The organism is Sedimentitalea xiamensis (assembly GCF_030164465.1).
Lineage (GTDB): Bacteria > Pseudomonadota > Alphaproteobacteria > Rhodobacterales > Rhodobacteraceae > Sedimentitalea > Sedimentitalea xiamensis.
The window spans coordinates 90,837-113,908 of record NZ_JASNJE010000008.1 but is presented as its reverse complement, the minus strand read 5'-3'; the positions used below and the strand labels follow the sequence as shown (position 1 = coordinate 113,908).

At 63.1% G+C, this 23,072-nt stretch carries 22 protein-coding genes; 17 read left to right on the top strand and 5 right to left on the bottom strand.

The annotated features are described in order from the left end of the window. Nucleotides 1-6: 6 nt before the first annotated feature. From QO034_RS09175 to coxB, 4 genes are read right to left on the bottom strand one after another with little or no spacing between them, the layout of a single operon-like run. The gene (locus tag QO034_RS09175) at nt 7-582 is read right to left on the bottom strand and encodes a cytochrome c oxidase assembly protein (RefSeq protein ID WP_284485219.1); all 576 of its coding nucleotides are present in this window, start codon (nt 580-582) and stop codon (nt 7-9) included. Further along, nucleotides 582-743 (bottom strand): hypothetical protein, encoded by a 162-nt coding sequence (locus QO034_RS09170; protein ID WP_284485218.1) that lies wholly within the window; start codon nt 741-743, stop codon nt 582-584. Before QO034_RS09170 ends, QO034_RS09175 begins: the two co-directional genes overlap by 1 nt. Continuing rightward, nucleotides 740-1,681 (bottom strand): heme o synthase, encoded by a 942-nt coding sequence (cyoE, locus tag QO034_RS09165; protein WP_284485217.1) that lies wholly within the window; start codon nt 1,679-1,681, stop codon nt 740-742. Before cyoE ends, QO034_RS09170 begins: the two co-directional genes overlap by 4 nt. Before the next feature lie 31 nt (nt 1,682-1,712). Continuing rightward, nucleotides 1,713-2,552: a cytochrome c oxidase subunit II gene (gene coxB, locus QO034_RS09160; RefSeq protein ID WP_284485216.1), complete on the bottom strand. Its 840-nt coding sequence runs from the start codon at nt 2,550-2,552 to the stop codon at nt 1,713-1,715. Between the two features lie 180 nt (nt 2,553-2,732). Here coxB and tldD point away from each other — a divergent pair, with 180 nt between their 5' ends. The 5 genes from tldD to QO034_RS09135 all read left to right on the top strand — a co-directional run bounded on the left by tldD (nt 2,733) and on the right by QO034_RS09135 (nt 9,714). Beyond that, nucleotides 2,733-4,154, top strand: a complete 1,422-nt coding sequence (gene tldD, locus QO034_RS09155) for a metalloprotease TldD (RefSeq protein WP_284485215.1) — start codon at nt 2,733-2,735, stop codon at nt 4,152-4,154. 244 nt (nt 4,155-4,398) lie between these two features. Next, nucleotides 4,399-5,553 carry a DNA-processing protein DprA gene (gene dprA / locus QO034_RS09150; protein WP_284485214.1) on the top strand — a complete coding sequence of 385 codons (1,155 nt, stop codon included), beginning with the start codon at nt 4,399-4,401 and terminating at the stop codon, nt 5,551-5,553. A gap of 160 nt (nt 5,554-5,713) precedes the next feature. After that, a complete protein-coding gene (gene topA / locus QO034_RS09145) occupies nt 5,714-8,293 on the top strand; it encodes a type I DNA topoisomerase (RefSeq protein WP_284485213.1) in 2,580 nt (859 codons plus the stop codon). A gap of 98 nt (nt 8,294-8,391) precedes the next feature. Then, nucleotides 8,392-9,087 (top strand): CoA transferase subunit A, encoded by a 696-nt coding sequence (locus QO034_RS09140; protein WP_284485212.1) that lies wholly within the window; start codon nt 8,392-8,394, stop codon nt 9,085-9,087. Nucleotides 9,088-9,090: 3 nt separating this feature from the next. Next, nucleotides 9,091-9,714: a 3-oxoacid CoA-transferase subunit B gene (locus QO034_RS09135; protein ID WP_284485211.1), complete on the top strand. Its 624-nt coding sequence runs from the start codon at nt 9,091-9,093 to the stop codon at nt 9,712-9,714. A 72-nt stretch (nt 9,715-9,786) separates the two neighbouring features. Here the strand turns inward: QO034_RS09135 and QO034_RS09130 are convergent, their stop codons facing one another. Next, a complete protein-coding gene (locus QO034_RS09130; protein WP_284485210.1) occupies nt 9,787-10,680 on the bottom strand; it encodes a transglycosylase SLT domain-containing protein in 894 nt (297 codons plus the stop codon). 353 nt (nt 10,681-11,033) lie between these two features. On the opposite strand from QO034_RS09130, the gene QO034_RS09125 reads away from it, so the two are divergent. From QO034_RS09125 to QO034_RS09070, 12 genes are all read left to right on the top strand, one after another. Next, nucleotides 11,034-11,213 (top strand): hypothetical protein, encoded by a 180-nt coding sequence (locus QO034_RS09125; protein ID WP_284485209.1) that lies wholly within the window; start codon nt 11,034-11,036, stop codon nt 11,211-11,213. A 355-nt stretch (nt 11,214-11,568) separates the two neighbouring features. After that, nucleotides 11,569-12,426 carry a Flp pilus assembly protein CpaB gene (gene cpaB, locus QO034_RS09120; RefSeq protein WP_284485208.1) on the top strand — a complete coding sequence of 286 codons (858 nt, stop codon included), beginning with the start codon at nt 11,569-11,571 and terminating at the stop codon, nt 12,424-12,426. Nucleotides 12,427-12,619: 193 nt separating this feature from the next. Next, complete coding sequence (locus QO034_RS09115; RefSeq protein WP_284485207.1) at nt 12,620-14,047, top strand: type II and III secretion system protein family protein; 1,428 nt, start codon at nt 12,620-12,622, stop codon at nt 14,045-14,047. A 16-nt stretch (nt 14,048-14,063) separates the two neighbouring features. After that, a complete protein-coding gene (locus tag QO034_RS09110) occupies nt 14,064-14,696 on the top strand; it encodes an OmpA family protein (RefSeq protein WP_284485206.1) in 633 nt (210 codons plus the stop codon). Nucleotides 14,697-14,893: 197 nt separating this feature from the next. Beyond that, entirely contained in the window at nt 14,894-16,132 is a 1,239-nt protein-coding gene (locus tag QO034_RS09105) for an AAA family ATPase (protein WP_284485205.1), read from the top strand. A gap of 21 nt (nt 16,133-16,153) precedes the next feature. After that, nucleotides 16,154-17,611 (top strand): CpaF family protein, encoded by a 1,458-nt coding sequence (locus QO034_RS09100; RefSeq protein ID WP_284485204.1) that lies wholly within the window; start codon nt 16,154-16,156, stop codon nt 17,609-17,611. Continuing rightward, nucleotides 17,611-18,579: a type II secretion system F family protein gene (locus QO034_RS09095; protein WP_284485203.1), complete on the top strand. Its 969-nt coding sequence runs from the start codon at nt 17,611-17,613 to the stop codon at nt 18,577-18,579. Before QO034_RS09100 ends, QO034_RS09095 begins: the two co-directional genes overlap by 1 nt. 9 nt (nt 18,580-18,588) lie before the next feature. Next, nucleotides 18,589-19,578, top strand: coding sequence for a type II secretion system F family protein (locus tag QO034_RS09090; protein ID WP_284485202.1), 990 nt, complete (start codon nt 18,589-18,591; stop codon nt 19,576-19,578). 1 nt (nt 19,579) lies between these two features. Then, on the top strand, nt 19,580-20,170 hold the full coding sequence (locus QO034_RS09085) for a tetratricopeptide repeat protein (protein WP_284485201.1): 591 nt from the start codon (nt 19,580-19,582) through the stop codon (nt 20,168-20,170). Nucleotides 20,171-20,200: 30 nt separating this feature from the next. Next, the gene (locus tag QO034_RS09080) at nt 20,201-21,049 is read left to right on the top strand and encodes a tetratricopeptide repeat protein (protein ID WP_284485200.1); all 849 of its coding nucleotides are present in this window, start codon (nt 20,201-20,203) and stop codon (nt 21,047-21,049) included. Between the two features lie 4 nt (nt 21,050-21,053). Then, nucleotides 21,054-21,548 (top strand): prepilin peptidase, encoded by a 495-nt coding sequence (locus QO034_RS09075; RefSeq protein WP_284485199.1) that lies wholly within the window; start codon nt 21,054-21,056, stop codon nt 21,546-21,548. 152 nt (nt 21,549-21,700) lie between these two features. Further along, a complete protein-coding gene (locus QO034_RS09070; protein WP_284485198.1) occupies nt 21,701-23,008 on the top strand; it encodes a P-loop NTPase family protein in 1,308 nt (435 codons plus the stop codon). Nucleotides 23,009-23,072: the final 64 nt, after the last annotated feature.

Below are 23,072 nucleotides of genomic sequence, written 5' to 3'. Positions count from 1 at the left end.
TCGGCGTTAGTTCGTGTTTTGGCCGGCCTGCGTATCGAGGGCGGCATAGCCCTCCGGCAGGTCGATTTCGTAGAAAGTGTATGACAGCGTGATCGCATGGACATGCTTCGCGTCCAGATCGTCCACGATCGCCGGATCGACGAAGAACGTCACCGGCATCAGCACCCGTTCCCCCGGCGCCAGGATCTGCTCCTCGAAGCAGAAACAGGCGATCTTGTTGAAAAAGCCGCCGGCCTCGTAGGGAAAGACGTTGTAGCTGGCCGATCCCGCCACCGGCCGGTCGGTCGGGTTGTAGGCCTCGTAGAACGCCAGCCCGGTCTCGCCGATCTTCAGTTCCATCTGCCGCTCGACGGGCTTGAACGTCCAGGGCATGTCGCGTTCCAGCGATGCGTCGAACCGGATCCTGATGGTCTGCTCCAGCACCCTGTCGGACCCGGCGGTTTCCACGCCGGTGGTGCCGCCAAAGCCGGTGACCCGGCAGAACCAGTCGTAGAACGGCACCGAGGCCCAGGACAGCGCGCCCATCACCAGAACCACCGAGAGCAGCTGCACCACGGTCTTCTTCGGCCCCCGCAGCGCCATCAGTTCTGCTCCTCGATCTTGGGCAGGGCGAAATCGCCGCTCGTCACCTTGACCACGGTCAGGCCGAACACGATGGCGACGAAGGCCGCCAGCACCAGCCCGACGCCCAGGTTGCGCCCGAACCGGCGGCTGTGCAGCTCATGTGTCGGCTTCAGACTCACGCCCAGCCCCCCAGGCCGTAGGGCCGCAGCAGCGCCTCGGCCAGAATCGCGCCGAAATGCAGGAAGAGATAAAGCAGCGACAGCTTGAAGAACCTGCGCTCGGCGAGGAAGTTGTCAGCCTCCGCATCCTCCTCGTCGCGCCGCCAGATGCGCAGCGCCCCCATCAGGAACAACCCGTTCAGCACCACCGAAACCGCCAGGTAGACCGGCCCGCCGATGCCGGTGAACGCCGCGCCGATGGCCAGGACCGCCAGCAGCACCGTATAGACCAGGATATGCACGCGGGTCGCCCGCCGTCCGTGGGTCACGGTCAGCATCGGCACGCCCGCGTTGTCGTAATCGTTGCGCATGAACAGGCAGAGCGCCCAGAAATGCGGCGGCGTCCACATGAACACCAGCGCGAACATCAGCCAGGGCTCGACCGCCATGCTGCCGGTGGCGGCCAGCCAGCCGATCACCGGCGGGAAGGCCCCCGCCGCGCCGCCGATCACGATGTTCTGCGGCGTGCTCCGCTTCAGCCACATGGAATAGACCACCGCGTAGAAGAAGATGGTGAAGGCCAGCATCGCGCCGGCCATCAGGTTGGTGGCCAGCGACAGCATCATCACCGACAGGCCGGACAGCGCCAGGCCGATGGCCAGCGCGTCCTGTCCGGACACCTTGCCCGACGGAATCGGGCGGTTGCGGGTGCGGCGCATCACCCGGTCGATATCCGCGTCCCACCACATGTTCAGGGCGCCGGACGCGCCGCCGCCGATGGCGATGAACAGGATCGCGCAGAACCCCACCACCGGATGCACCCCGACCGGGGCCGCGACCAGCCCGACGAAGGCGGTGAACACGACCAGCGACATGACCCGCGGCTTCAGCAGCGCGAAAAAGTCGCCGAACTGCGCCTCGTCCTCGCGGACGGCGGTGTTGATGCTGACGTCGCTCATCGCGCTTTACTCACCACCCTGCGGTCCGGTCTCAGTTCGACGCCACGGTCAGGCTGCGGGGCTTGCCCGCGTATTCCTCGATCGCGCCGTCGAGCCAGCGGTCGTATTCCGCTTCGCTGACCACCTTGACCGTGATCGGCATATAGGCGTGGTCCTTGCCGCAAAGCTCCGAACACTGGCCGAAATAGATGCCTTCCTTCTCGGCGGCGAACCACAGCTCGGCCAGACGGCCCGGCACCGCGTCCTGCTTGACGCCGAAGGCCGGGATCGTCCAGGCGTGGATCACGTCCGCCCCCGTCACCTGCATCACGATGGTCTTGCCGACCGGAACCACCACGGCGGTATCGGTCGCCAGCAGATATTCGTCCTGGCTGTAGCCGTGTTCTTCCAGCTCGTCCCGCGCCAGCAGGAAGCTTTCGAAGCCGAACTCGTGATCGACATATTCATAGCCCCAGTACCACTGGTAGCCCGTCACCTTGATGGTGATGTCGGCCTCGGGAATTTCCTGCTGCTTGAACAGGACCGGCAGGGAAAACGCGCCGATGAAGACCAGGATCACGATCGGGATCACCGTCCAGGCGACTTCCAGCGGCGAATTGTGGGTGAATTTCGCCGGCTTCGGGTTCGCCCGCGTGTTGAACCGGAAGATCGCAAAGATCAGCAGCCCCGTCACCATGACGCAGATCGCGGTGATGATGACCAGAATCATCCAGTCCAGCGATTGCAGATCGCGGGCCAGTTCGGATGCGGCGGGCTGGAACCCGGTCGCACCGTCAACCGGCTTGCCGATGATCTGAAGTCCATCCTGCGCGAGGGCCGGAAAGGCGGAAAGGGCCGCAAGAACCCCTGAAAGCGTAAAAGCGTTCTTCATGTCATGTCCTGATCGTTTGATCGCGTTGTTCTGTCTGGCACAAGCATCCGTCATCAAAACGCACCTGCCCCGTTGTATTTGTCGCCCGTAGAAAACATATTCCGCCAACCAGATAAAGACATCTGATTGCGTCAAACGGACGCTTTTCTTGATTTAGATCAAATTGTGAGGCCAGAGGCAATGACAACCGCGCCCTTTCTCCCCTTCGAAACCACCCTGCCGCGGGACGAAGCCCTGCGCGAACTGCGGGTGGCGACGGCCGGGGCCGACGATGGCGAAATCTTTGCCGAGAGGCGCAAGTCCGAAGCGCTGGTGTTCGATGACGGGCGGCTGCGCACCGCCAGCTACGACGCGTCCGAGGGATTCGGCCTGCGCGCGGTCAACGGCGAGGTCTCGGGCTATGCCCATTCCACCGAGATGAGCATCGCCGCGCTGAAACGCGCCGCCGAAACCGCGCGGCTCGCCGTGGGCGACGGCGGCGGCACGCTGGCGGCCTCGCCGCAGGCGACGAACCGGCACCTCTATACCGATGCCGATCCCATCGCGGGCCAGCCCTTCCCGGTCAAGATCGACACCCTGCGCGAGATCGACGCCTTCGCCCGCGATCTCGATTCGCGGGTGGTGCAGGTGTCCGCGACCCTGGCGGCCTCGTTGCAGGAAATCGAGATCCTGCGCCCGGACGGGGTTCAGGTCCGCGACGTGCGGCCGATGACCCGCGTCAACGTGTCGGTGATCGTCGAACAGGGCGGACGGCGCGAAACCGGCACCGCCGGCGGCGGCGGACGGGTCGGGCTGGACGGGCTGATCGACCCCGCCGACTGGCAGGCCAAGGCGCGCGAGGCGCTGCGCATCGCGCTGGTCAATCTCGACGCCGTGCCCGCGCCGGCGGGCGTCATGGACGTGGCGCTCGGCCCCGGCTGGCCGGGCATCCTGCTGCACGAGGCGATCGGCCACGGTCTCGAAGGCGATTTCAACCGCAAGGGCGCCTCCGCCTTCGCCGGGCTGATGGGCCAGCGCATCGCCTCCCCCGGCGTCACGGTGCTGGACGACGGCACGATTCCCGACCGGCGCGGCAGCATCACCGTCGACGACGAAGGCACGCCCTCGGCCCGCAACGTGCTGATCGAGGACGGCATCCTCGTGGGCTACATGCAGGACCGCCAGAACGCCCGGCTGATGGGCGTCGCCCCGACCGGCAACGGGCGGCGTCAAAGCTATGCCCATGCGCCGATGCCGCGCATGACCAACACCTACATGATGGGCGGCGACGCCGACCCCGCCGATCTTGTGGCGCAGATCAGGGACGGCATCTGGGCGGTCGGTTTCGGCGGCGGGCAGGTCGACATCACCAACGGCAAGTTCGTGTTTTCCTGCACCGAGGCCTACCGGGTGAAGGACGGCAAGGTCGGCGCCCCGGTCAAGGGCGCAACCCTGATCGGCGACGGCGCGACGGCGCTGACCCGCATCCGCGGCCTCGGCAACGACATGGCGCTCGATCCCGGCATGGGCAATTGCGGCAAGCAAGGCCAATGGGTGCCCGTCGGCGTCGGCCAGCCCACCGTGCTGATGGGCGGGCTGACCGTGGGCGGTTCGGCGGCGTGACCCGCCGCGCCGTTGCGGCGCGCGCCGTGTTCACAAGGGTCCGGCGGCCCGAATCGGCCATGCGCCGTATGCACGGCGTATGCACGCGGTATGCACGGCCTGCACATCCCGCCAAAGCCCGGTCCGCCAAGCAGTGAACGCCATTCCGACGATTTTTCGAAAAAGGCGCATAAAGCCGTTTCCGCTTTACGCGTCGTTAACCTCGTTGCCCCTACACCTGTCCTGCAAGCAGACGGAGCGACGGATGACCGAGGAAACCCATTCTTCCACTCACCCCCCACTCCCACCCACCACGGAAGACGATCGGTATGCGTGGCTTCGTCTCTTGCGCTCGCGCAGGGTCGGTATCACGACGTTCTACCGGCTGCTGGCAGAGCATGGCTCAGCGCAGAACGCGCTGGCCGCGTTGCCCGAAGTGGCGCGCGCCGCCGGAGTAGACGGGTATGAAATATGCCCTGCCGGTGTGATCGACGCCGAAATCAAGGCCGCAAAAGCCGCCAAAGCGCGGCTTTTGTGCCTTGGCGACGGCGATTACCCGTCCGCGCTGACGGACATTCCCGACGCCCCGCCGCTGTTCTGGGCCGTCGGCGACACAGCGCTTTTTTCCAGACCGGCGATCGGCATCGTCGGCGCCAGGAACGCCTCCTCTCTCGGCACCCGCATGGCCCGCGCGCTGGCGCAGGAACTGGGGTCCGAGGGCTATGTCATCGCGTCGGGACTGGCCCGCGGCATCGACGCCGCGGCCCATGTCGCCTCGCTCGGGACCGGCACCATCGCGGTGATGGCCGGAGGCGTCGACGTCATCTATCCCAGCGAGAACGCGAAACTGGCGCAGGACATCCGCGACCAGGGCGTCCTGCTGTCCGAACAGCCCTTGGGCATGGCGCCGCACGCGCGTCACTTTCCGGCCCGCAACCGGATCATTTCCGGCGTCTCCAGCGCCATCGTGGTGGTCGAGGCCGCCACCAGGTCCGGCAGCCTGATCACCGCGCGCGACGCGCTCGACCAGGGCCGCGACGTGCTGGCGGTGCCCGGCCACCCCTTCGACGCCCGCGCTTCGGGCTGCAACTTGCTGATCCGGGATGGGGCGACCCTTGTCCGCAACGCGGAGGACGTGATCGCCGCCCTGCCCCGGCGCGTCGCGCCCGAACAGGCGCAACCGCAGGCGGACCTGCTGGCGGACCTCCCGCCGCCGCCGCCGGAAAGGCGGTCGCTGCGCGAAACCGCCAGCCTGCACCAGCGGATCCTGTCCCGCCTCGGCCCGTCCCCGGTGGCCGAAGACCAGCTGATCCGCGACCTGTCGGTTCCCGCCGGCCATGTCGGCCCGGCGCTGGTCGACCTGGAACTGGACGGCAAGATCAGGCGACAATCCGGTGGGCTTCTGTCACTCGGAAATTGAAACGTTTTCCGGATTTTCCCGCAGTTCGTGTGCGGAAATTCTGCATCGAACCCTGCGCTTTCCTGCGCCGATTTCGCGCGGATTGACAATCGCCTCTTGCACCCCACATCTTGCGCGGCCATAGAGCGCCCGCAGTCCGCCGCATGAGGTCTTTTGTTAAATGCCTGTAGTTGTTGTAGAATCCCCGGCGAAAGCCAAGACAATCAACAAATATCTCGGTCCCGGCTACACCGTTCTGGCATCCTATGGCCATGTTCGCGACCTGCCGCCCAAGGACGGATCGGTCGACCCGGAACATGATTTCGACATGAAGTGGGAAGTCGCCAGCGACAGCAAGAAGCATGTCAAGGCGATCGCCGATGCGCTGGCCGAAGACAATGCCCTGATCCTCGCGACCGACCCGGACCGCGAAGGCGAGGCGATCAGCTGGCACCTGCAGGAGGCGCTGACCAAAAGGAGGTCGATCAAGAAGGACACGCCGGTCAGCCGCGTCACCTTCAACGCCATCACCAAGGCAGCCGTGGACGAGGCGATGGCCCATCCCCGCCAGGTCGACATGCCGCTGGTCCAGGCCTACCTCGCGCGCCGCGCGCTGGATTATCTCGTCGGGTTCAACCTGTCCCCGGTGCTCTGGCGCAAGCTGCCCGGCGCGAAATCGGCCGGCCGGGTGCAATCGGTCTGCCTGCGCCTGATCGTCGAGCGCGAGATGGAGATCGAGGCCTTCCGCGCCCGCGAATACTGGTCCGTCAAGGCCGTGCTCGTCACCCCGCGCGGTCAGGAATACGAGGCGCGCCTGACGCTGCTGGCGGGCAAGAAGCTCGACAAGTTCGACATCGAAAACGCGACCCAGGCCGAACTCGCGGTGCAGGCGATCACCAGCCGCGACCTCTCCGTCGCCGCGGTCGAAGCCAAACCCGCCACCCGCAACCCCAGCGCGCCCTTCATGACCTCGACCCTGCAACAGGAAGCCAGCCGCAAGTTCGGCATGGGCGCGCGCCAGGCGATGAGCGTGGCGCAGCGCCTGTACGAGGCCGGGCACATCACCTATATGCGCACCGACGGCATCGACATGGCGCCCGAGGCCGTGCACGCCGCGCGCGACGCGATCCGGGACCGGTTTGGCGAAGACTACGTGCCCAAAAGCCCGCGCATGTACAAGAACAAGGCCAAGAACGCCCAGGAAGCGCATGAATGCATCCGCCCCACCGACATGACGCGGGATGCCGCCGGCCTGAAACTGTCGGACCCGGACCAGCGCAAGCTCTACGACCTGATCTGGAAACGGACGCTGGCCTGCCAGATGGAAGCCGCGCGGTTCGAACGCACCACCGTGGACGTCGGCAGCCGCGACGGGCAGGTCGGACTGCGCGCGACCGGCCAGGTGCTTCTCTTTGACGGCTTCCTGCGGGTCTACGAGGAAGGCCGCGACGACGCGGTGGCAGAGGATGACGACGGCGCGCGCCTGCCGCAGATCACGCAGGGCGAAAAGGCCGAAAAGCGCAGCGTCGCTCCGGAACAGCATTTCACCCAGCCGCCGCCGCGCTATACCGAGGCGACGCTGGTCAAGAAGATGGAAGAACTCGGCATCGGGCGCCCGTCGACCTATGCCAGCATCGTCACCACGATCCAGGACCGTGAATATGTCCGCAAGGACAAGAACCGCCTGATCCCCGAAGACAAGGGGCGGCTGGTCACGGCCTTCCTGCAGAACTATTTCAACCGCTACGTGGAATACGACTTCACCGCCGGGCTCGAAGACGAGCTGGATCAGGTCAGCGCGGGGGATGCCGATTACAAGGCGGTGCTGGACCGGTTCTGGCGGGATTTTTCCGCCGCGATCGCCGAAACCAGCGAATTGCGGATCACCGAAGTGCTGGAAAAGATCAACGAAGTGCTGGAACCGCACCTGTTCCCGCCCACCGAGGACGGCAGCGATCCGCGGCTCTGCCCGAATTGCGGCGCCGGACGGCTGAGCATGCGCACCGCGCGCTCCGGCGGAGCCTTCATCGGCTGCTCGAACTACCCGGAATGCCGCTATACCCGCGCCTTCGGACCTCCCGGCGCGGAAGACGACGGCGCGATCCCGCCCGAAGGCAAGTTCCTGGGCCAAGACGCCGGCGACAGGATCTATGCGTTCAAGGGCCGCTTCGGCCCCTATGTGCAACGGGGCGAAGTCACCGAGGACAACAAGAAACCGCCGCGCCAGTCGATCCCGAAGGATTGGCCGCCGCAGGATGTCGATCTGGAACAGGCGCTGAAACTGCTGTCGCTGCCACGGCCCATCGGCCCGCATCCCGATGACGGGGTGATGGTCTGGGCCAACATCGGGCGCTACGGACCTTACCTGAAACACGCCGAAAGCACCTCGGAACGCGGCGGCACCAACGCCAACCTTGAAAACATCGACGAAGTGTTCACCGTCGGCATGAACCGCGCCGTGCAGCTGCTGGCCGAAAAGGTCGCCAGCCGGGGCGGTCGCGGCGCCGCGGCGAAACCGCTGCGCGATCTGGGCGAACACCCCGACGACGGCGGACCGATCAGCGTGATGGAAGGAAAATACGGCCCCTATGTGAAATGGGGCAAGGTCAATGCGACCCTGCCCAAGGGCACCGAAGTCGAAAACGTGACGCTGGAACAGGCGGTTCAACTGATCGCCGAGAAATCCGCCAAGAAAGGCACCCGCAAGAAAGCCGCTCCGAAAAAGAAGGCCACGGCAAGGAAACCGGCGAAAAAGGAATAGCTGTCCATGGTTCCGCGGAACGAAGTCGGCGCCGTTTATTGACTCTCTTTCTGCAGGGCGGCACAAGCGGTGTGACATCGACCCAAGGGGAGTTTTCCATGAAGAAGGTCTACGGTAGCGCGTCTGATGCGCTTGACGGATTGCTGTTTGACGGCATGTTCATTGCCAGCGGGGGGTTCGGGCTTTGCGGCATTCCGGAGCTTCTCCTGCAGGCGATCAAGGAGTCGGGGACGAAGGATCTGACCTTCGCGTCCAACAACGCGGGGGTCGATGATTTCGGCATCGGCATCCTGCTGCAGACCCGGCAGGTCAGGAAGATGATCAGCTCCTACGTGGGCGAGAACGCCGAGTTCATGCGCCAGTATCTCAGCGGAGAGCTTGAGCTGGAGTTCAACCCGCAGGGCACGCTCGCCGAGCGGATGCGCGCCGGCGGCTGCGGCATTCCCGGCTTTTACACCAAGACCGGCGTCGGCACCCAGGTGGCCGAGGGCAAGGAACACAAGGACTTCGACGGCGAGACCTATATTCTCGAGCGCGGCATCGTCGCCGATCTCGCCATCGTCAAGGCCTGGAAGGCGGACGACACCGGCAACCTGGTGTTCCGCAAGACCGCGCGCAATTTCAACCCGCCGGCGGCCATGTGCGGCAGGGTCTGCGTCGCGGAGGTCGAGGAAATCGTGCCGCGCGGCAGCCTGGATCCCGACATGATCCACCTGCCCGGCATCTATGTCCACCGCCTGATTCAGGGCGATCACGAAAAGCGCATCGAACAGCGCACCATCCGGGAGGCTTGAGCCATGTGGGACCGCAACCAGATGGCCGCGCGCGCGGCACAGGAACTCGAAGACGGCATGTATGTGAACCTCGGCATCGGCATCCCGACGCTGGTGGCGAATTACGTCGGCGACAAGGACATCACGCTGCAGTCGGAAAACGGCATGCTGGGCATGGGCCCGTTCCCGACCGAGGCGGAGATCGACCCCGACCTGATCAACGCCGGCAAGCAGACGATCACCGAACTGGCGCGCACCAGCTATTTCGACAGCGCGATGTCCTTCGGGATGATCCGCGGCGGCAAGATCGCGGCGGCGATCCTAGGCGCGATGGAAGTGGCCGAGAACGGCGACCTTGCGAACTGGATGATCCCCGGCAAGCTGGTCAAGGGCATGGGCGGCGCGATGGATCTCGTCGCCGGCGTCGGCCGCGTGGTGGTGGTGATGGACCACACCAACAAGCACGGCGACAGCAAGGTGCTGAAGGAATGCACCCTGCCGCTCACCGGCAAGGGCGTGGTGAACCGGATCATCACCAACCTCGGCGTGCTGGACGTGGTCGAAGGCGGCCTCAGGATCGTCGAATGCGCCGACGGCGTCACCGAAGACCAACTGCGCGCCGCGACAGAGGCGAACATCGTCGACTGACAGAACGGGCCTGTTGATCCAGACCCACGAACCGGCGCGACCTTCGCGCCGGTTTTTTCCTGACCGCGACCGTCAGTTCATGGTGACGAAGACGCAGCCGTCGCTGATCAGCTCCGGGGGGGTCGCGCAGAGTCCGCTGGCCACCTGGAAAGCGGCCAGGACCTTTGGCACGTAGTCGCGCGTTTCGGCATAGGGCGGCACGCCCGCGTGGTTGCGGACCGACCCTTCGCCGGCGTTGTACCCGGCCAGGACCAGGATCGGGTCGTTGTTGAATTCCCCCATCAGCCAGTCGAGATACTTGACCCCGCCGGCGATGTTCTCCTCCGGTTTCATGCTGTTCTTCACCCCGAACCGGGCGGCGGTGTCTGGCATCAACTGCATCAGCCCCTGAGCCCCGGCCCGGCTTACCGCATCCGCGCGCCCTGACGATTCCACAGCAATGACCGCCAGGACCAGCGCCGGCGAGACCCGCGTCCCGACCGTGGACATCAGAATCGGAACACCCTGCGCCTTGGCGATTTCCTGCATCGCCTGAAGGCGCGGCGCCGCGACCTTGCCGGAGGCGTTGAGCGCACTCAGCGCTTCGGGCAGACGTCCGGGACCGGTGTTGACCATGCGCGGCGAAACCTGATCCCAGAACCACGTGAACCGCCCTATCCGTTCGGACGGGGCCGCAGGCTTCTCCGTGATGATCGGCAGCGCGACCTTCTTCTGTTCGTTCGGATCGATCTGAATGGTGATGCGCCGGGTTTCTCCCGGTTTCGGCGGTTTCACCCGTTTCGCCTGGAAATCCGGGAACGGGGTTGGCGCGCGGCGCACCGATGGTGTCTCCGTCCGGGCGGCGGGCTGTGCCGCGTCCGCCGGCTCCTCCGTTGCCTCCCGCAACACCAGACGTTCGGCATTGGACGGTCCGGCCAGGCAAATGACAACGGCAATCGCCGGAGCGATCGTCCCAAGTATCTTCATGTGCAGGCCTCGCTGCTCGTCTTGTTTTTTTCGACAGTTCGGGAAAACCCGCGCAATTGCCAGAAAATGCGCGGGAAATCTGTCGATTTTGCCATAGTTGACACCGGATTGCATCGCCTGCGCGCCCGGAGAATTCCGCATGGAAGAATTTTTTCCAACTTTTCAGTTAGTTATGAAATTTCCTGCGAAATCCGCAACTGTGGCGGCATTTTCCGTTTTTCCGCCCAAATCCTGCCACCCCGACCCTTCTATATGTCCTCATACCACGGCGGGCACGGGTCACGAGAGAAAGACAGCCCAACTTGCGCGACGAGGTCGGACAATCAACCAGTGATCCTATGGAGGGACAATCAATGATTAAATTCTTCAAGAAGTTCCGCGACAGTGAATATGGCGCCGTGACCGTCGACTGGGTCGTTCTGACCGCAGCCGTCGTCGGTCTGGCCGCAGTGGCCTTCACGTCGATCAAGACCAACACCGAAGCCGTGACCACCGCAACGGGAACGTTCATCGGCACCAAGGCGCCCCAGTAAACTGGGTCACGTCCTGCAAGATTTCGGGTTGTTCCGTGTCCCCGCGGAGCAACCCGCACCCGTTTTCGCGCAACCTTTCCCGATGGGCTGCCGATACCCGGACCGCTGTCCGGCGCTCTCGTCGATGCGATATCGACGATCCTGACAGAAACTCCTGAAATCCCGGCCAGGGCCAGAAGGCTCTCCCGGCAACCGCCGTGCGATCGTGGCACCTCCCGGATTTGCCGGCAAATGCCCGAACTTGGCCGCTGTCGTTCCCGGATTTCGCCACAAACCGGGGCAAGGCTATTGAGCGTCATGTGACAAGCACAACGGCACCGGGATCACTTCGGCGCCACAAAAAGAGGACAAGACAATGCGAGCGGTATTTGGATTGGTTCTGATCGTCGGAATCGCCCTGGCGGGCGGCGCCGTGATGATGGCGAAGAAATACATCACGGCCTATCAGACGGAACTGCAAAAGGAACGCGCGGCCCGCGCCGAGATCGTGCCCACGGTCGAGGTCTTTGTCGCCTCCCGCGACCTGAAATACGGCGAACCCCTGACACCAGAGGATGTCCGCCAGGTGCGCTGGCCGGAAAACGCCATTCCCGAAGGGGCCTTTACCGATGCCAGCGTTCTGTTCCCGCCGGAGATCAACGAATTCCGGGTGGTCCTGCGCACGATGGAAAAGGATGAGGCCATCATGCTGGTCAAGGTGACGAAACCCGGCGAGGACGCCGGGCTGACCTCGCAGCTCGAACGCGGCATGCGGGCGTTCGCGATCAAGGTCGACGTGGCGTCCGGCGTGTCCGGCTTCCTGCGCCCCGGCGACCGTGTCGACGTCTACTGGACCGGCAGCGTCGCCAGCGCCGTGGAAGGCGCGCGCGGCGACGTGACCCGCCTGATCGAAGCCAACGTGCCCCTGATCGCCGTCGATCAAAGCGCCGGGGCCGATCAGAGCGGCGCGACGATTGCCCGGACCGTAACCGTCTCCGCCAGCCCGGAACAGGTCGCCGCCCTGGCACAAGCGCAATCCACCGGCAAGCTGTCGCTTGCGCTCGTGGGGGCCCAGGACGACACGATCGCTTCCGCCATCGAGGTCAATCAGCGTTCGTTGCTGGGTCTGGGCGATCTCGAAATCGCTCCGAAACAGATCGAAAAACAGGTTTGCACGATCCGGACCCGCCGCGGAGCGGAAGTCGTCGACATCCCGATCCCCTGCACAAACTGACACAACTACAAGACGTTAGCACAACCGGGGCGTGTAAGTTGCATGCCCCGCTTTTCCTATTGTTGCCGGATATCCACATAAGGAAATTACCGGAAACCTTTGATTCTTGCAAAAAATATCGAACTGACGCAGATTGGATCGAAGACCGGGCGACAAGACCCGACAATGAGGCGTGATCGGAGAGGCAGGTCACATGACAATTGAAAGACTCCTGAAGGCGGCCCTGTTCGGGCTTTCCTTGATGTGCGGGCCGCTCATCGGCGCCGCGCAGGCAGAGACCGTGACGGTGGTCAAGAAAGGGACCGAGGCAACGCTGGATGTTCCGATGAACCGGGCCGTCGTGGTGGAAAGCGACGTGCCCTTTGCGGAACTGAGCATCGCCAATCCCGGCATTGCGGACATTTCAACGCTTTCGGACCGCACGATCTATGTGCTGGGCAAGTCGCCCGGTCTGACCACCCTGACCTTGCTGGACAACACCGGCCGCCTGATCACGAACGTCAACGTCCGGGTCGCGGCCGATGTGACCGAATTCAAGGAACGTCTGCGGCAGATCCTTCCGGGCGAAAAGATCGAGGTCCGCACCGCGAATGACGGCATAGTGCTGTCCGGCGTGGTGTCGAGTTCGGCCAGATTGCAGCGCGCCCTGGACCTTGCGGAACGCTATGCGCCGGAACGGGTGTCCAACCTGATGAGCGTCGGCGGCGTGCAGCAGGTGATGCTGAAGGTCCGGTTCGCCGAGATGCAACGCTCGGTCTCGAAATCGCTCAGCTCCTCGCTTGGTTTCAACGGCAGCATTCTCAGCGGCGATGCAGGTGTCAATGCCGGAACCGGCCGGTTCAGCAACCAGCTCGGAAACTCCAATGGTGTGAACCAGGGCAACCTGCCTCTCGCCAACGACAATACCGGCGCTATCCTGTTCGGCTTCAACGCCGGATCCGTCCAGGTGGGACTTCTGATTGAAGCGCTGGAGAAGAAGGGAGTCGTGCGCACCCTTGCGGAGCCGAACCTTTCGGCCCTGTCCGGGCAGGAGGCGAAATTCCTCGCCGGCGGAGAATTCCCGATCCCGGTGGCGCAGCGCGACGGGCTGTTCTCGGTGGAATATAAGCCGTTCGGCATCGAACTGAACTTCGTCCCCCGCGTCGTTGACAAGGATGTCATCAATCTTGAACTGATGGCGGCGGTATCCTCGATCGACCCGACGCTCGGCGTCGACATCAACGACCTGACGGTCCCCGCTTTTTCGCGCCGCGAAACATCGACCACGGTCGAAATGCGGGATGGCGAAAGCTTTGCCATCGCCGGGCTCATCGAAGACGAGTTCCTCGACAACGCATCCCAACTGCCCTGGCTTGGCGACGTTCCGGTCCTCGGCGCCCTGTTCCGCAGCGCGGACTATTCGCGCAAGCAGACAGAGTTGGTCATCATCGTCACCGCGCATCTGGTCATGCCGACCCGTGGCGAGGCGCTGGCCCTGCCGACGGATCGCGTCACCCCGCCCAGCGAAAGCGAGCTCTTCTTGTTCGGAAAGATGAGCAGGGTCGGAGGCGGCAGGAACAGCGCTGCGAACGAGGTGGCGAAGCAGGATTTCAGCGGGTCCTATGGCTATGTCATGGACTAGGCGAGAGGACGGAAACATGAAGAAATTGGTTCTCATGGCGGGTATGAGCCTTGCCTTGTCTGGATGCGCACGGGAGGCCGGCGATTTCGTCAGAACCGGTGAGTTCGGCAATGCGACCATGAACAACGCGCTCGTCATGCGCGGCGACCAGAGTTATGCCATCGCTCTGGGAGAACGGTTCGCCCGCGAAATCCCGACGACAGTGAACTTCGCCTTCGACAGCGACCATCTCGATGGCGCGGCCCGACAGATCCTGGACCGCCAGGCCGACTGGATCCGCCAGTTCCCGGAGGTCAGGTTCAATGTCTACGGGTTCACCGACAACGTCGGCACGAAATCCTACAACTACGGCCTGGGAAAGCGCCGGGCGAACGCGGTGGTTCAATACCTGTCGACCCGCGGCATCAGCCGGTCGCGCCTGAATTCGCTGGTGTCCTATGGCAAGACCCGTCCCGTCATCGACACTCCCGGCCCCGAGCGGGCCAACCGCCGCAGCGTCACCGAAGTCGCTGGCTTCCTCGCCCGCCACCCCACGGTCCTGGATGGGAAATACGCCCAGATCATCTATCGCGAATATGTTGAAAGCGCGAAACCGGTCGACGGCCTGACCCGCCGCACCGACACCGGCGGATTCGGGCAAACACAATAGCCCCGATCGGGCGGGATCGTATCTCGATTCCCTACAATTGGGGTTTTTTGGCCTAAATCTCGCCCAGATTGCCACGCAAATTGTCCTCATGAGGTGACGTGCGACCAAAACCGGCCGCACGCTGGCGACAGCAGGACAGCATAGAACGGGCCAAGCCCGCACTGCCCTGCCCAGCCTTGGTATTGAGGAAAGAGGCAATGAGCAGTGGACCACCACACCCCGAATTGAACCCGATCGTCGCCTGCACGATCAGCCGGGATGTTCAGAACTTCGACCTCCTGATCGAAGACATGGAAGCCGCGCTTGGCGAAAGCTGGGGCGACCTGGGATTTGCCGAGGCGTTGGCGTTCTTCGGCCAGCCCGAAGCCGACACGCTCGAATTCGTCGCGCTCGCCCTGGATTCCGACGATGAGGACAATCTCGTTCTCATGGGGGAAATCATCGCCCAGGCCAAGGCGCGCGGCATTCGCGTCATCCTGATCGCCGAAGATGTTACGCCCGCCTCGCTGCATCAGTTGTTGCGCCAGGGGGCGGATGAATTCGTGCCCTATCCGCTGCCCGAAAACGAACTGAAATCCGCGATCGAGCGGTTGAACGCCCCCGAACCGGACCCCCTTCCGGTGCAGCACAATACACATCAACTGAAATCAGGGTCATCCAAGGAAGGCGCAGTGGTCGTCGTGCACGGGCTTGCCGGCGGTGTCGGATCGACCACCCTGGCGGTCAATCTCGCTTGGGAACTGGCGCTGATAGACGGCGACAAGGCGCCCAGCGTCTGCCTGCTCGACCTGGATCTGCAATACGGATCGGTGGCCACCTATCTGGATCTGGCCCGGCGCGACACCGTGTTCGAGATGCTGTCGGACACCGAGAACATGGACGATGAGATCTTCGGGCAGGCCCTGCTCGGGTTCCAGGACAAGCTCCAGGTCCTGACGGCTCCGTCGGACATGCTGCCGCTGGACATCGTGACCTCCGAAGACATCGACCGCGTGATCGCGATGGCGCGCAGCCATTTCGACTATGTCGTGATCGACATGCCGTCAACGCTCGTCCAATGGTCCGAAACCGTTCTTCAGACCGCGCATGTCTATTTCGCGATGATGGAACTGGACATGCGCTCCGCGCAGAACGCCCTGCGCCTGAAACGGGCGCTTCAATCCGAGGACCTGCCGTTTCAGAAACTGCGGTTCGCCCTGAACCGGGCGCCGAAGTTCACCGATCTTTCCGGGAAAAGCCGCGTCAAGCGCATGGCCGAAAGCCTCGGAATTTCCATAGACCTGCAGTTGCCCGACGGCGGCAAGCAGGTGACGCAAGGGGCGGATCACGGCCTTCCCCTGGCCACCAACGCAGGCAAGAACCCGCTGCGCAAGGAAATCGCCAAGCTGGCGCAATCCTTGCACGATCTGGGCCGTAGCGAAGCCAAAGCCGCATAACCTTTCAAGGGGTTCAGGATCATGTTCTCGAAATACAAGAAAGCATCACCGACCGCAGCCTCGGCCAGGCACGCCGCCAAGGTCGTCAATATCGAGGCCCAGCCGCAGCCCAAGGCCGAACAGGCACCCGCGGCCAGCCTGCGGCGTCCGATGCCCGCCAAGGCGGCAGAACCCGGATCCGCCGACAAGGACCGCAAGCGCAAGGAACGCCTTGGCGAGATCAAGATCGAACTGCACCGTTCGCTTCTGGACAATCTCAACCTGGCCGCGCTGGAACACGCGAGCGAGGCGGAACTGCGCACGGAAATCAGTTCGATCGCCGGAGAATTGCTGGAAGAAAAGGGGCTCATCCTCAACCGGGAGGATCGCCAGACCCTGAACAAGGAACTCTATGACGAAGTCACCGGCCTCGGCCCCCTGGAAACCCTGCTTCAGGACGAAACCGTCAACGACATCCTGGTCAACGGCCCGCAGCAGGTCTTCGTGGAACGGGCCGGCAAGCTGGAACTCAGCGACGTCACCTTCAAGGACGAACGCCACCTTCTTCGCATCATCGACAAGATCGTGTCCGCCGTCGGCCGGCGTGTGGATGAATCAAACCCATATGTGGACGCCCGCCTGGCGGACGGGTCGCGGTTCAACGCGATGGTGCCGCCCATCGCCGTCGACGGCAGCCTCGTGTCGATCCGGAAATTCAAGAAAGACAAGCTGGGCATCGACGACCTGGTGAACTTCGGCGCATTTTCCGAGGAAATGGCCGCCTATCTGCAAGCCGCTGTCGCAACCCGGCTGAATGTCATCGTGTCCGGTGGAACCGGGTCGGGCAAGACCACCACGCTCAATGCACTTTCCAGTTTCATCGACAATTCCGAACGCATCCTGACGATCGAGGATACCGCGGAACTTCAGTTGCAACAGATCCATGTCGGCCGGATGGAAAGCCGTCCGCCGAACGTCGAGGGCAAGGGCGAAGTCAGTCCGCGGGACTGCCTGAAGAACGCCCTGCGGATGCGACCGGACCGCATCATCGTCGGGGAAACCCGCGGCGAAGAAGTCATCGACATGCTGCAGGCAATGAACACCGGCCACGACGGCTCCATGACCACGATCCACGCGAACTCTGCCCGCGATGGCGTGTCGCGGCTGGAGAACATGATCGCCATGGCCGGGATCGAAATGCCGCTGAAGGCGGTGCGCAGCCAGATCTCTTCCGCCGTCAACCTGATCGTGCAGGCCAGCCGCCTGCAGGACGGAAGCCGCCGGATGACCTCGATCACCGAAATCACCGGGATGGAGGGCGACGTGATCTCGATGCAGGAAATCTTCAAGTACCAGAGGGTCGGACTGACCCCGGACAACAAGATCATCGGGCATTTCACCGCCACCGGCGTGCGCAGCCATTTCTCGGAACGTTTCCGGATGTGGAACTACGATCTGCCGGCGTCGATCTACGAACCCACCGTGATGGAGCACAAGTGATGGAACTGAGCGCGGAACCGATTATCTACGGGTTGATCTTTGTCGGGGTTCTGGTCCTCGTCGAAGGCATCTACCTGGTCGCCTTTGGCAAATCCATCAGCCTGAACAGCCGGGTCAACCGGCGTCTGGAGATGCTCGACAAGGGCACCGGACGCGAACAGGTGCTGGAACAGCTGCGCAAGGAAATGCGCCAGCACATGAAATCGAGATCCATCCCTCTCTACTCGCTGCTGGCGGAGAAGGCGCAGAAGGCGGCCATCGCCTTTACCCCGCGCCAATTGATCATGATCATGGCCGGGCTGTCCGTCGCCGCCTTTGTCGCGCTGAGCATCGGGACCACGGCGGAAATCCCCCTCCGGCTGATCGCCTCGGTCGGCATCGGTATCGGCGGCGTCTATTTCTGGGTCAATTCCAAGGCGAAGAAGCGGATGGCGATGATCGCCGAACAGCTTCCGGATGCGGTCGAACTCATGGTCCGCAGCCTGAGAGTCGGGCATCCGTTCTCGTCGGCCATCACCATCGTATCCAAGGAAATCGAAGACCCCCTGGCAACCGAGTTCGGCATCATCGCCGATGAAAGCACCTATGGCCGCGACGTGGGCGATGCGCTCAAGGAAATGGCGGAACGGCTGGACATGCAGGATCTGCGGTTCCTGTCCGTCGCCGTGACGATCCAGCAGCAATCGGGCGGCAACCTGGCCGAGATCCTCGCCGGGCTGGCCAAGGTGATCCGCGCCCGGTTCCGTCTGTTCCGGCGGGTGAACGCAATCACCGCAGAGGCGAAATGGTCGGGAAAATTCCTGTCCGCCTTCCCTCTGCTGTGCCTGGTCGTGATCCTGGTGAACGATCCGGACTACTACGTCGAAGTGCAGGATCATCCCTGGTTCATTCCGGGCTGCTTTGTCGTCGGCATCCTGCTGTCGGCCAACCTAATGGTCATGCGTTTTCTGACCAACATCAAAGTATAGGGGCGCGAGATGCAATTTCTGTCCGGTATCAACGACATGCTCACAAATTCGCTTGGCGAGTTCGGCCCCATCATCGTGGTTGGCGCGCTGGGATTGTTCATGATCCTGCTCACCATCCCGCTGATGCTGAACCAGCGCGAGGATCCCCTGAAAAAGCTGAAGCGCGCCAGCACCACGCAAAGCACAGGCGACCAGAAGAAAAAGGAAAAGCTGCGTCAGAACGGCCGCAACGAACAGCTTCAGAAATTCGCCTCCTTCCTGGAACCCAAGAATGAGGACGAGCTGTCGGCCATTCAACTGAAACTGCGCCAGGCCGGCTATCAGTCAAAGGACGCGGTGCGGTTCTTTCATTTCGCGCAGTTCGCGCTTGGCATCATCGGCCTGATCGGCGGTGTCGCCTATATCGCGATGCTGAATGCCAGCGGGCAGGAATTGGACAACCAGAAGATGATCATGTACGCGATCGGCCCCGGCGGCATCGGCTACATGATTCCGAAATACTGGATCACCCGGCGCGTCGATGCACGCAAGGAAACCATCGAACGCGGCTTTCCGGACGCGCTGGACATGATGCTGGTCTGCGTCGAGGCCGGCCAGTCGCTGGATCAGTCCATCGTTCGGGTGGCCAAGGAACTGCACGCCTCCTACCCCGATCTGGCCGAGGAATTCGAGGTCGTCGCCTACGAGATGAAGGCCGGCAAGGACAAGTCCGCCGTTCTGCGCGACATGGGCACGCGCTGCGGGGTGCAGGATGTGTCGTCCTTCGTGACCGTTCTGATCCAGTCCGCCGCCTTCGGCACCTCGATCGCCGAAGCCCTCCGGGTCTACGCCGGTGAAATGCGGGACAAACGCGTGATGCGCGCCGAAGAGGCCGCAAACAAGTTGCCAACCAAAATGACCCTTGCCACTATGGGTCTGACGGTGCCCCCGCTGCTGATCATCCTGATCAGCCCATCGGCGCAGGGCATCGCGAACTTGGGACAATTGGGCAACCAGTGACATGGCGCCAGCAAAGGCGACGCGAAAATCGATACCCCGTATTGCATGTCTGGCCATCGCCGTTTGTTCGGCGGTGGCCGCCTGCGGACCCGCGCCGATCACGAACCTGCCCGACAGCCCCTATGCACCGGGCGTCGATCTGCGCAAGGATGCGGTCGACGGGGTCGAGGTTGGAAATCGTCTGATGGCGGCATCGGAATACGAACTGGCGCTGGATGCCTTCACCCGCGCCGCGCTCGAACAAGGCATGACCCCGGAAATCCTGACCGGTCTCGGCACCGCCAATCTCGGGCTGGGACGGCTTGGGCAATCCGAGAAACTGCTGCGCCGCGCCGTCGTCGCCGCGCCGGACTGGCCGGAGGCCTGGAATAACCTTGGGGTTGTATTGATGGAAATGGGCGAGATCGCCGAAGCCACGCAGATTTTCCGAAAGGCCTATGCGCTGGACAATGGCGAAAGTGACTCAATCCGCGACAATTTGCGCTTAGCGCTCGCAAAATCGGAAAATTCTGCTATCAAGGAGCCGGAAAATGAAGACTATAAATTGGTGCGCCGGGGCAGCAGCGAATTCCTGATCCGGAAGACACCATGACAGAGGCAAGAGCAGTAAAGGACGCAAAAAATGCGCCACCTCATTCTGATTCCGGTTGTTCTCGTGGGCGGTCTTATTCTTTCGGCCTGTTCCGAGAAACCCGACGAGACGGTTGAACGGGCCTTTCAGGACGTGAATGTCGTCGACGAAAGCGACCTGAACGATGTGATGTTGACCGTCGCCGACCCCAACGAGGCCGTCGACTACTTTTCCCGCAGCCTGCAGAAAAGTCCGGGCCGGATAGATTTGCAGCGTGGGCTCGCGACGTCGCTGGTGCGGGCAAAACGCAATACAGAAGGCGCCGCCGCCTGGACGAAAGTGGTCGGAATGACCGGTTCCAATGCAGGGGACAAGGTCGAACTGGCCGACGCACAGATCCGCAACAGCGACTGGAAGGCCGCGGAACAGACGCTGGACAGCGTGCCGCCGACCCATGAAACCTTCAAGCGCTATCGTCTCGAAGCCATGGTGGCCGACGCCAACAAGGAATGGGACAAGTCCGACAGTTTCTATGACACGGCGGTCGGCCTGACCACCAAACCCGCCGGGGTCATGAACAACTGGGGCTATTCGAAGCTGACCCGCGGCGATTTCGCCGGAGCGGAGCGACTGTTCGGCGAAGCGATCCGGCAGGACCCGACGCTCTTCACCGCCAAGAACAACCTGGTTCTGGCGCGCGGGGCGCAACGCAACTATTCGTTGCCGGTGGTTCCGATGGACCAGACGGAACGGGCGGAACTGTTGCACACCATGGCCCTGACCGCGATCAAGCAGGGCGATGTGAAGACCGGAGAAGGTCTGTTGCGGGAAGCCATCAACACCCATCCGCAGCACTTCGAAGAAGCCGCCAGATCCCTGCGGGCGCTGGAAAGCACCTGATCCGATGGCGGTCTCCGCGTCAGCGGCGCTCTGGTTCCTGCCGTTCGTCCTGCCGATCTGTTTTTACGTGGCGTTCACGGATCTGCGGGAAATGCGCATCACCAATCAGGCGGTTCTTCTGCTGGCCGCGGTTTTCGTGGTCGTGGGACTCTTCGTGCTGCCCCTGCCGACATATGGCGTCCGCCTGTTGCAGATGGGCGTCATCCTGGTCGTTGGGATCGTGCTGAACGCGGCGGGCGCGATCGGCGCGGGGGATGCCAAATTCGCCGCCGCCGCCGCCCCGTTCATCGCCATCGGCGACCTGCGGCTACTCATCGCGATTTTCGCAGCCAACCTCCTGGCGGCTTTCGTCACGCACCGGCTGGTGAAATACACACCGTTGCGCCGGATCGCGCCGGATTGGACAAGCTGGACCGCCGGCTGGAAATTCCCCATGGGTCTGTCGCTGGGCGGAACGCTGGCGATCTATCTCTTGCTCGGATCGCAGTTCGGCGCCTGACCCATTCCGGCGCCCTTTGCCGGAACCCGCCGGTCACGCGCATCCGGACACAGCCAGAGAAAGCCCGCATGTCGTGCCTTGCTTGCCGCATTCCTGCCAAACATCGCCGCTAGTCTGACTCGCAGCAGCACGACAACCGACAGGCAAGCCAGATGAACATGCAAACCTCCCCCGTCATGGAGCCCCCTTCGCCGCGCAGCATGGCCGAGATGCAGTTGCCGATGGTCATGATGCGCGACATCCTGCTGAAAACGATATTCCGCAAGAATGTCGATACCGTGTCGGAGATCGCCACCGCCATCTGCCTGCCGCTCCAGGTGACGCAGGAACTCGTCGATATCGCCCGCGACCAGCGCCTGCTGGAAGCGACCGGAACGCTCAATGCCAACAATGGCAACGAGATGGGATACCAATTGACCGACGCGGGCAAGGCGCGGGCGCTGGACGCGCTGGCCCAGTCGGAATATTTCGGCGCGATGCCGGTTCCGCTGGATGTCTACCGCGAGCAGGTCAAACGGCAGTCGATCCGCAACATCCAGATCACGCGCGACCAGCTGACCCGCGCGATGGGCCATCTGATCCTGCCCGACAGCCTGCTGGACCATCTTGGACCCGCCGTCAGCGCCGGTCGGTCGATCCTGATGTATGGCCCGCCGGGCAACGGGAAATCCTCGATCTCCAACGGGGTGCGCGACGCGCTTGGCGACAGGGTCTATGTCCCCCGCGCGATCGAATATTCCGGACAGGTCATCACGGTCTACGATCCGATCGTGCACTCCGCCGTCGAGGAAATCCGCGACGATCCGAATTCGCTGCGCCGCGCCAGGCGGTTCGACACGCGCTATGTCTGCTGTGAACGCCCGACCGTCGTGACCGGCGGCGAGCTGTCGCTGAAAATGCTCGATCTGGTCTACAATCCCACGGCGCGCACCTACCAGGCGCCGCTCCAGTTGAAATCGACCGGCGGCATCTTCATCGTCGATGACCTCGGCAGGCAGGAAGAACCGCCGCAGGCGCTGATCAACCGCTGGATCGTGCCGCTGGAGGAAGGCAAAGACATCCTCGGCCTGCAATCGGGCGAGAAATTCGAAGTGCCGTTCGACACGCTGGTGATCTTTTCGACCAACTTCCACCCGAACGAGATTTTCGACAAGGCCGCGCTGCGCCGGATCTTCTTCAAGATCAAGATCGACGGACCAAGCCAGGAAAACTTCCTGAAGATCTTTGCGCTGGTGGCCCGCAAGAAGGGAATGCCGCTGGACGAGGCATCGCTCGTCTACCTGCTGAAGACCAAGTATCCCACCATCGACAATATCTACGCCAACTATCAACCGGTCTTCCTGATCGACCAGATGATCGCGATCTGCGAGTTCGAAGGCATCCCCTACCAGATGACGCCCGACCTGATCGACAGGGCCTGGGCCAACATGTTCGTGAAGGATGAAAAGATCGTGAAATAGCGCCGGGGCGGACCGCTTCGCCCTGCGCGGACCGAAACACGGATCGGCGCGCCACGTGATGTTC

Bases quoted from the DNA above. Each gene is read 5' to 3' on its own strand.
- QO034_RS09175 (WP_284485219.1), bottom strand. From the start codon at position 582: ATGGCGCTGCGGGGGCCGAAGAAGACCGTGGTGCAGCTGCTCTCGGTG.
- cyoE (WP_284485217.1), bottom strand. From the start codon at position 1,681: ATGAGCGACGTCAGCATCAACACCGCCGTCCGCGAGGACGAGGCGCAG.
- coxB (WP_284485216.1), bottom strand. From the start codon at position 2,552: ATGAAGAACGCTTTTACGCTTTCAGGGGTTCTTGCGGCCCTTTCCGCC.
- tldD (WP_284485215.1), top strand. From the start codon at position 2,733: ATGACAACCGCGCCCTTTCTCCCCTTCGAAACCACCCTGCCGCGGGAC.
- dprA (WP_284485214.1), top strand. From the start codon at position 4,399: ATGACCGAGGAAACCCATTCTTCCACTCACCCCCCACTCCCACCCACC.
- topA (WP_284485213.1), top strand. From the start codon at position 5,714: ATGCCTGTAGTTGTTGTAGAATCCCCGGCGAAAGCCAAGACAATCAAC.
- QO034_RS09140 (WP_284485212.1), top strand. From the start codon at position 8,392: ATGAAGAAGGTCTACGGTAGCGCGTCTGATGCGCTTGACGGATTGCTG.
- QO034_RS09135 (WP_284485211.1), top strand. From the start codon at position 9,091: ATGTGGGACCGCAACCAGATGGCCGCGCGCGCGGCACAGGAACTCGAA.
- QO034_RS09130 (WP_284485210.1), bottom strand. From the start codon at position 10,680: ATGAAGATACTTGGGACGATCGCTCCGGCGATTGCCGTTGTCATTTGC.
- QO034_RS09125 (WP_284485209.1), top strand. From the start codon at position 11,034: ATGATTAAATTCTTCAAGAAGTTCCGCGACAGTGAATATGGCGCCGTG.
- cpaB (WP_284485208.1), top strand. From the start codon at position 11,569: ATGCGAGCGGTATTTGGATTGGTTCTGATCGTCGGAATCGCCCTGGCG.
- QO034_RS09115 (WP_284485207.1), top strand. From the start codon at position 12,620: ATGACAATTGAAAGACTCCTGAAGGCGGCCCTGTTCGGGCTTTCCTTG.
- QO034_RS09110 (WP_284485206.1), top strand. From the start codon at position 14,064: ATGAAGAAATTGGTTCTCATGGCGGGTATGAGCCTTGCCTTGTCTGGA.
- QO034_RS09105 (WP_284485205.1), top strand. From the start codon at position 14,894: ATGAGCAGTGGACCACCACACCCCGAATTGAACCCGATCGTCGCCTGC.
- QO034_RS09100 (WP_284485204.1), top strand. From the start codon at position 16,154: ATGTTCTCGAAATACAAGAAAGCATCACCGACCGCAGCCTCGGCCAGG.
- QO034_RS09095 (WP_284485203.1), top strand. From the start codon at position 17,611: ATGGAACTGAGCGCGGAACCGATTATCTACGGGTTGATCTTTGTCGGG.
- QO034_RS09090 (WP_284485202.1), top strand. From the start codon at position 18,589: ATGCAATTTCTGTCCGGTATCAACGACATGCTCACAAATTCGCTTGGC.
- QO034_RS09085 (WP_284485201.1), top strand. From the start codon at position 19,580: ATGGCGCCAGCAAAGGCGACGCGAAAATCGATACCCCGTATTGCATGT.
- QO034_RS09080 (WP_284485200.1), top strand. From the start codon at position 20,201: ATGCGCCACCTCATTCTGATTCCGGTTGTTCTCGTGGGCGGTCTTATT.
- QO034_RS09075 (WP_284485199.1), top strand. From the start codon at position 21,054: ATGGCGGTCTCCGCGTCAGCGGCGCTCTGGTTCCTGCCGTTCGTCCTG.
- QO034_RS09070 (WP_284485198.1), top strand. From the start codon at position 21,701: ATGAACATGCAAACCTCCCCCGTCATGGAGCCCCCTTCGCCGCGCAGC.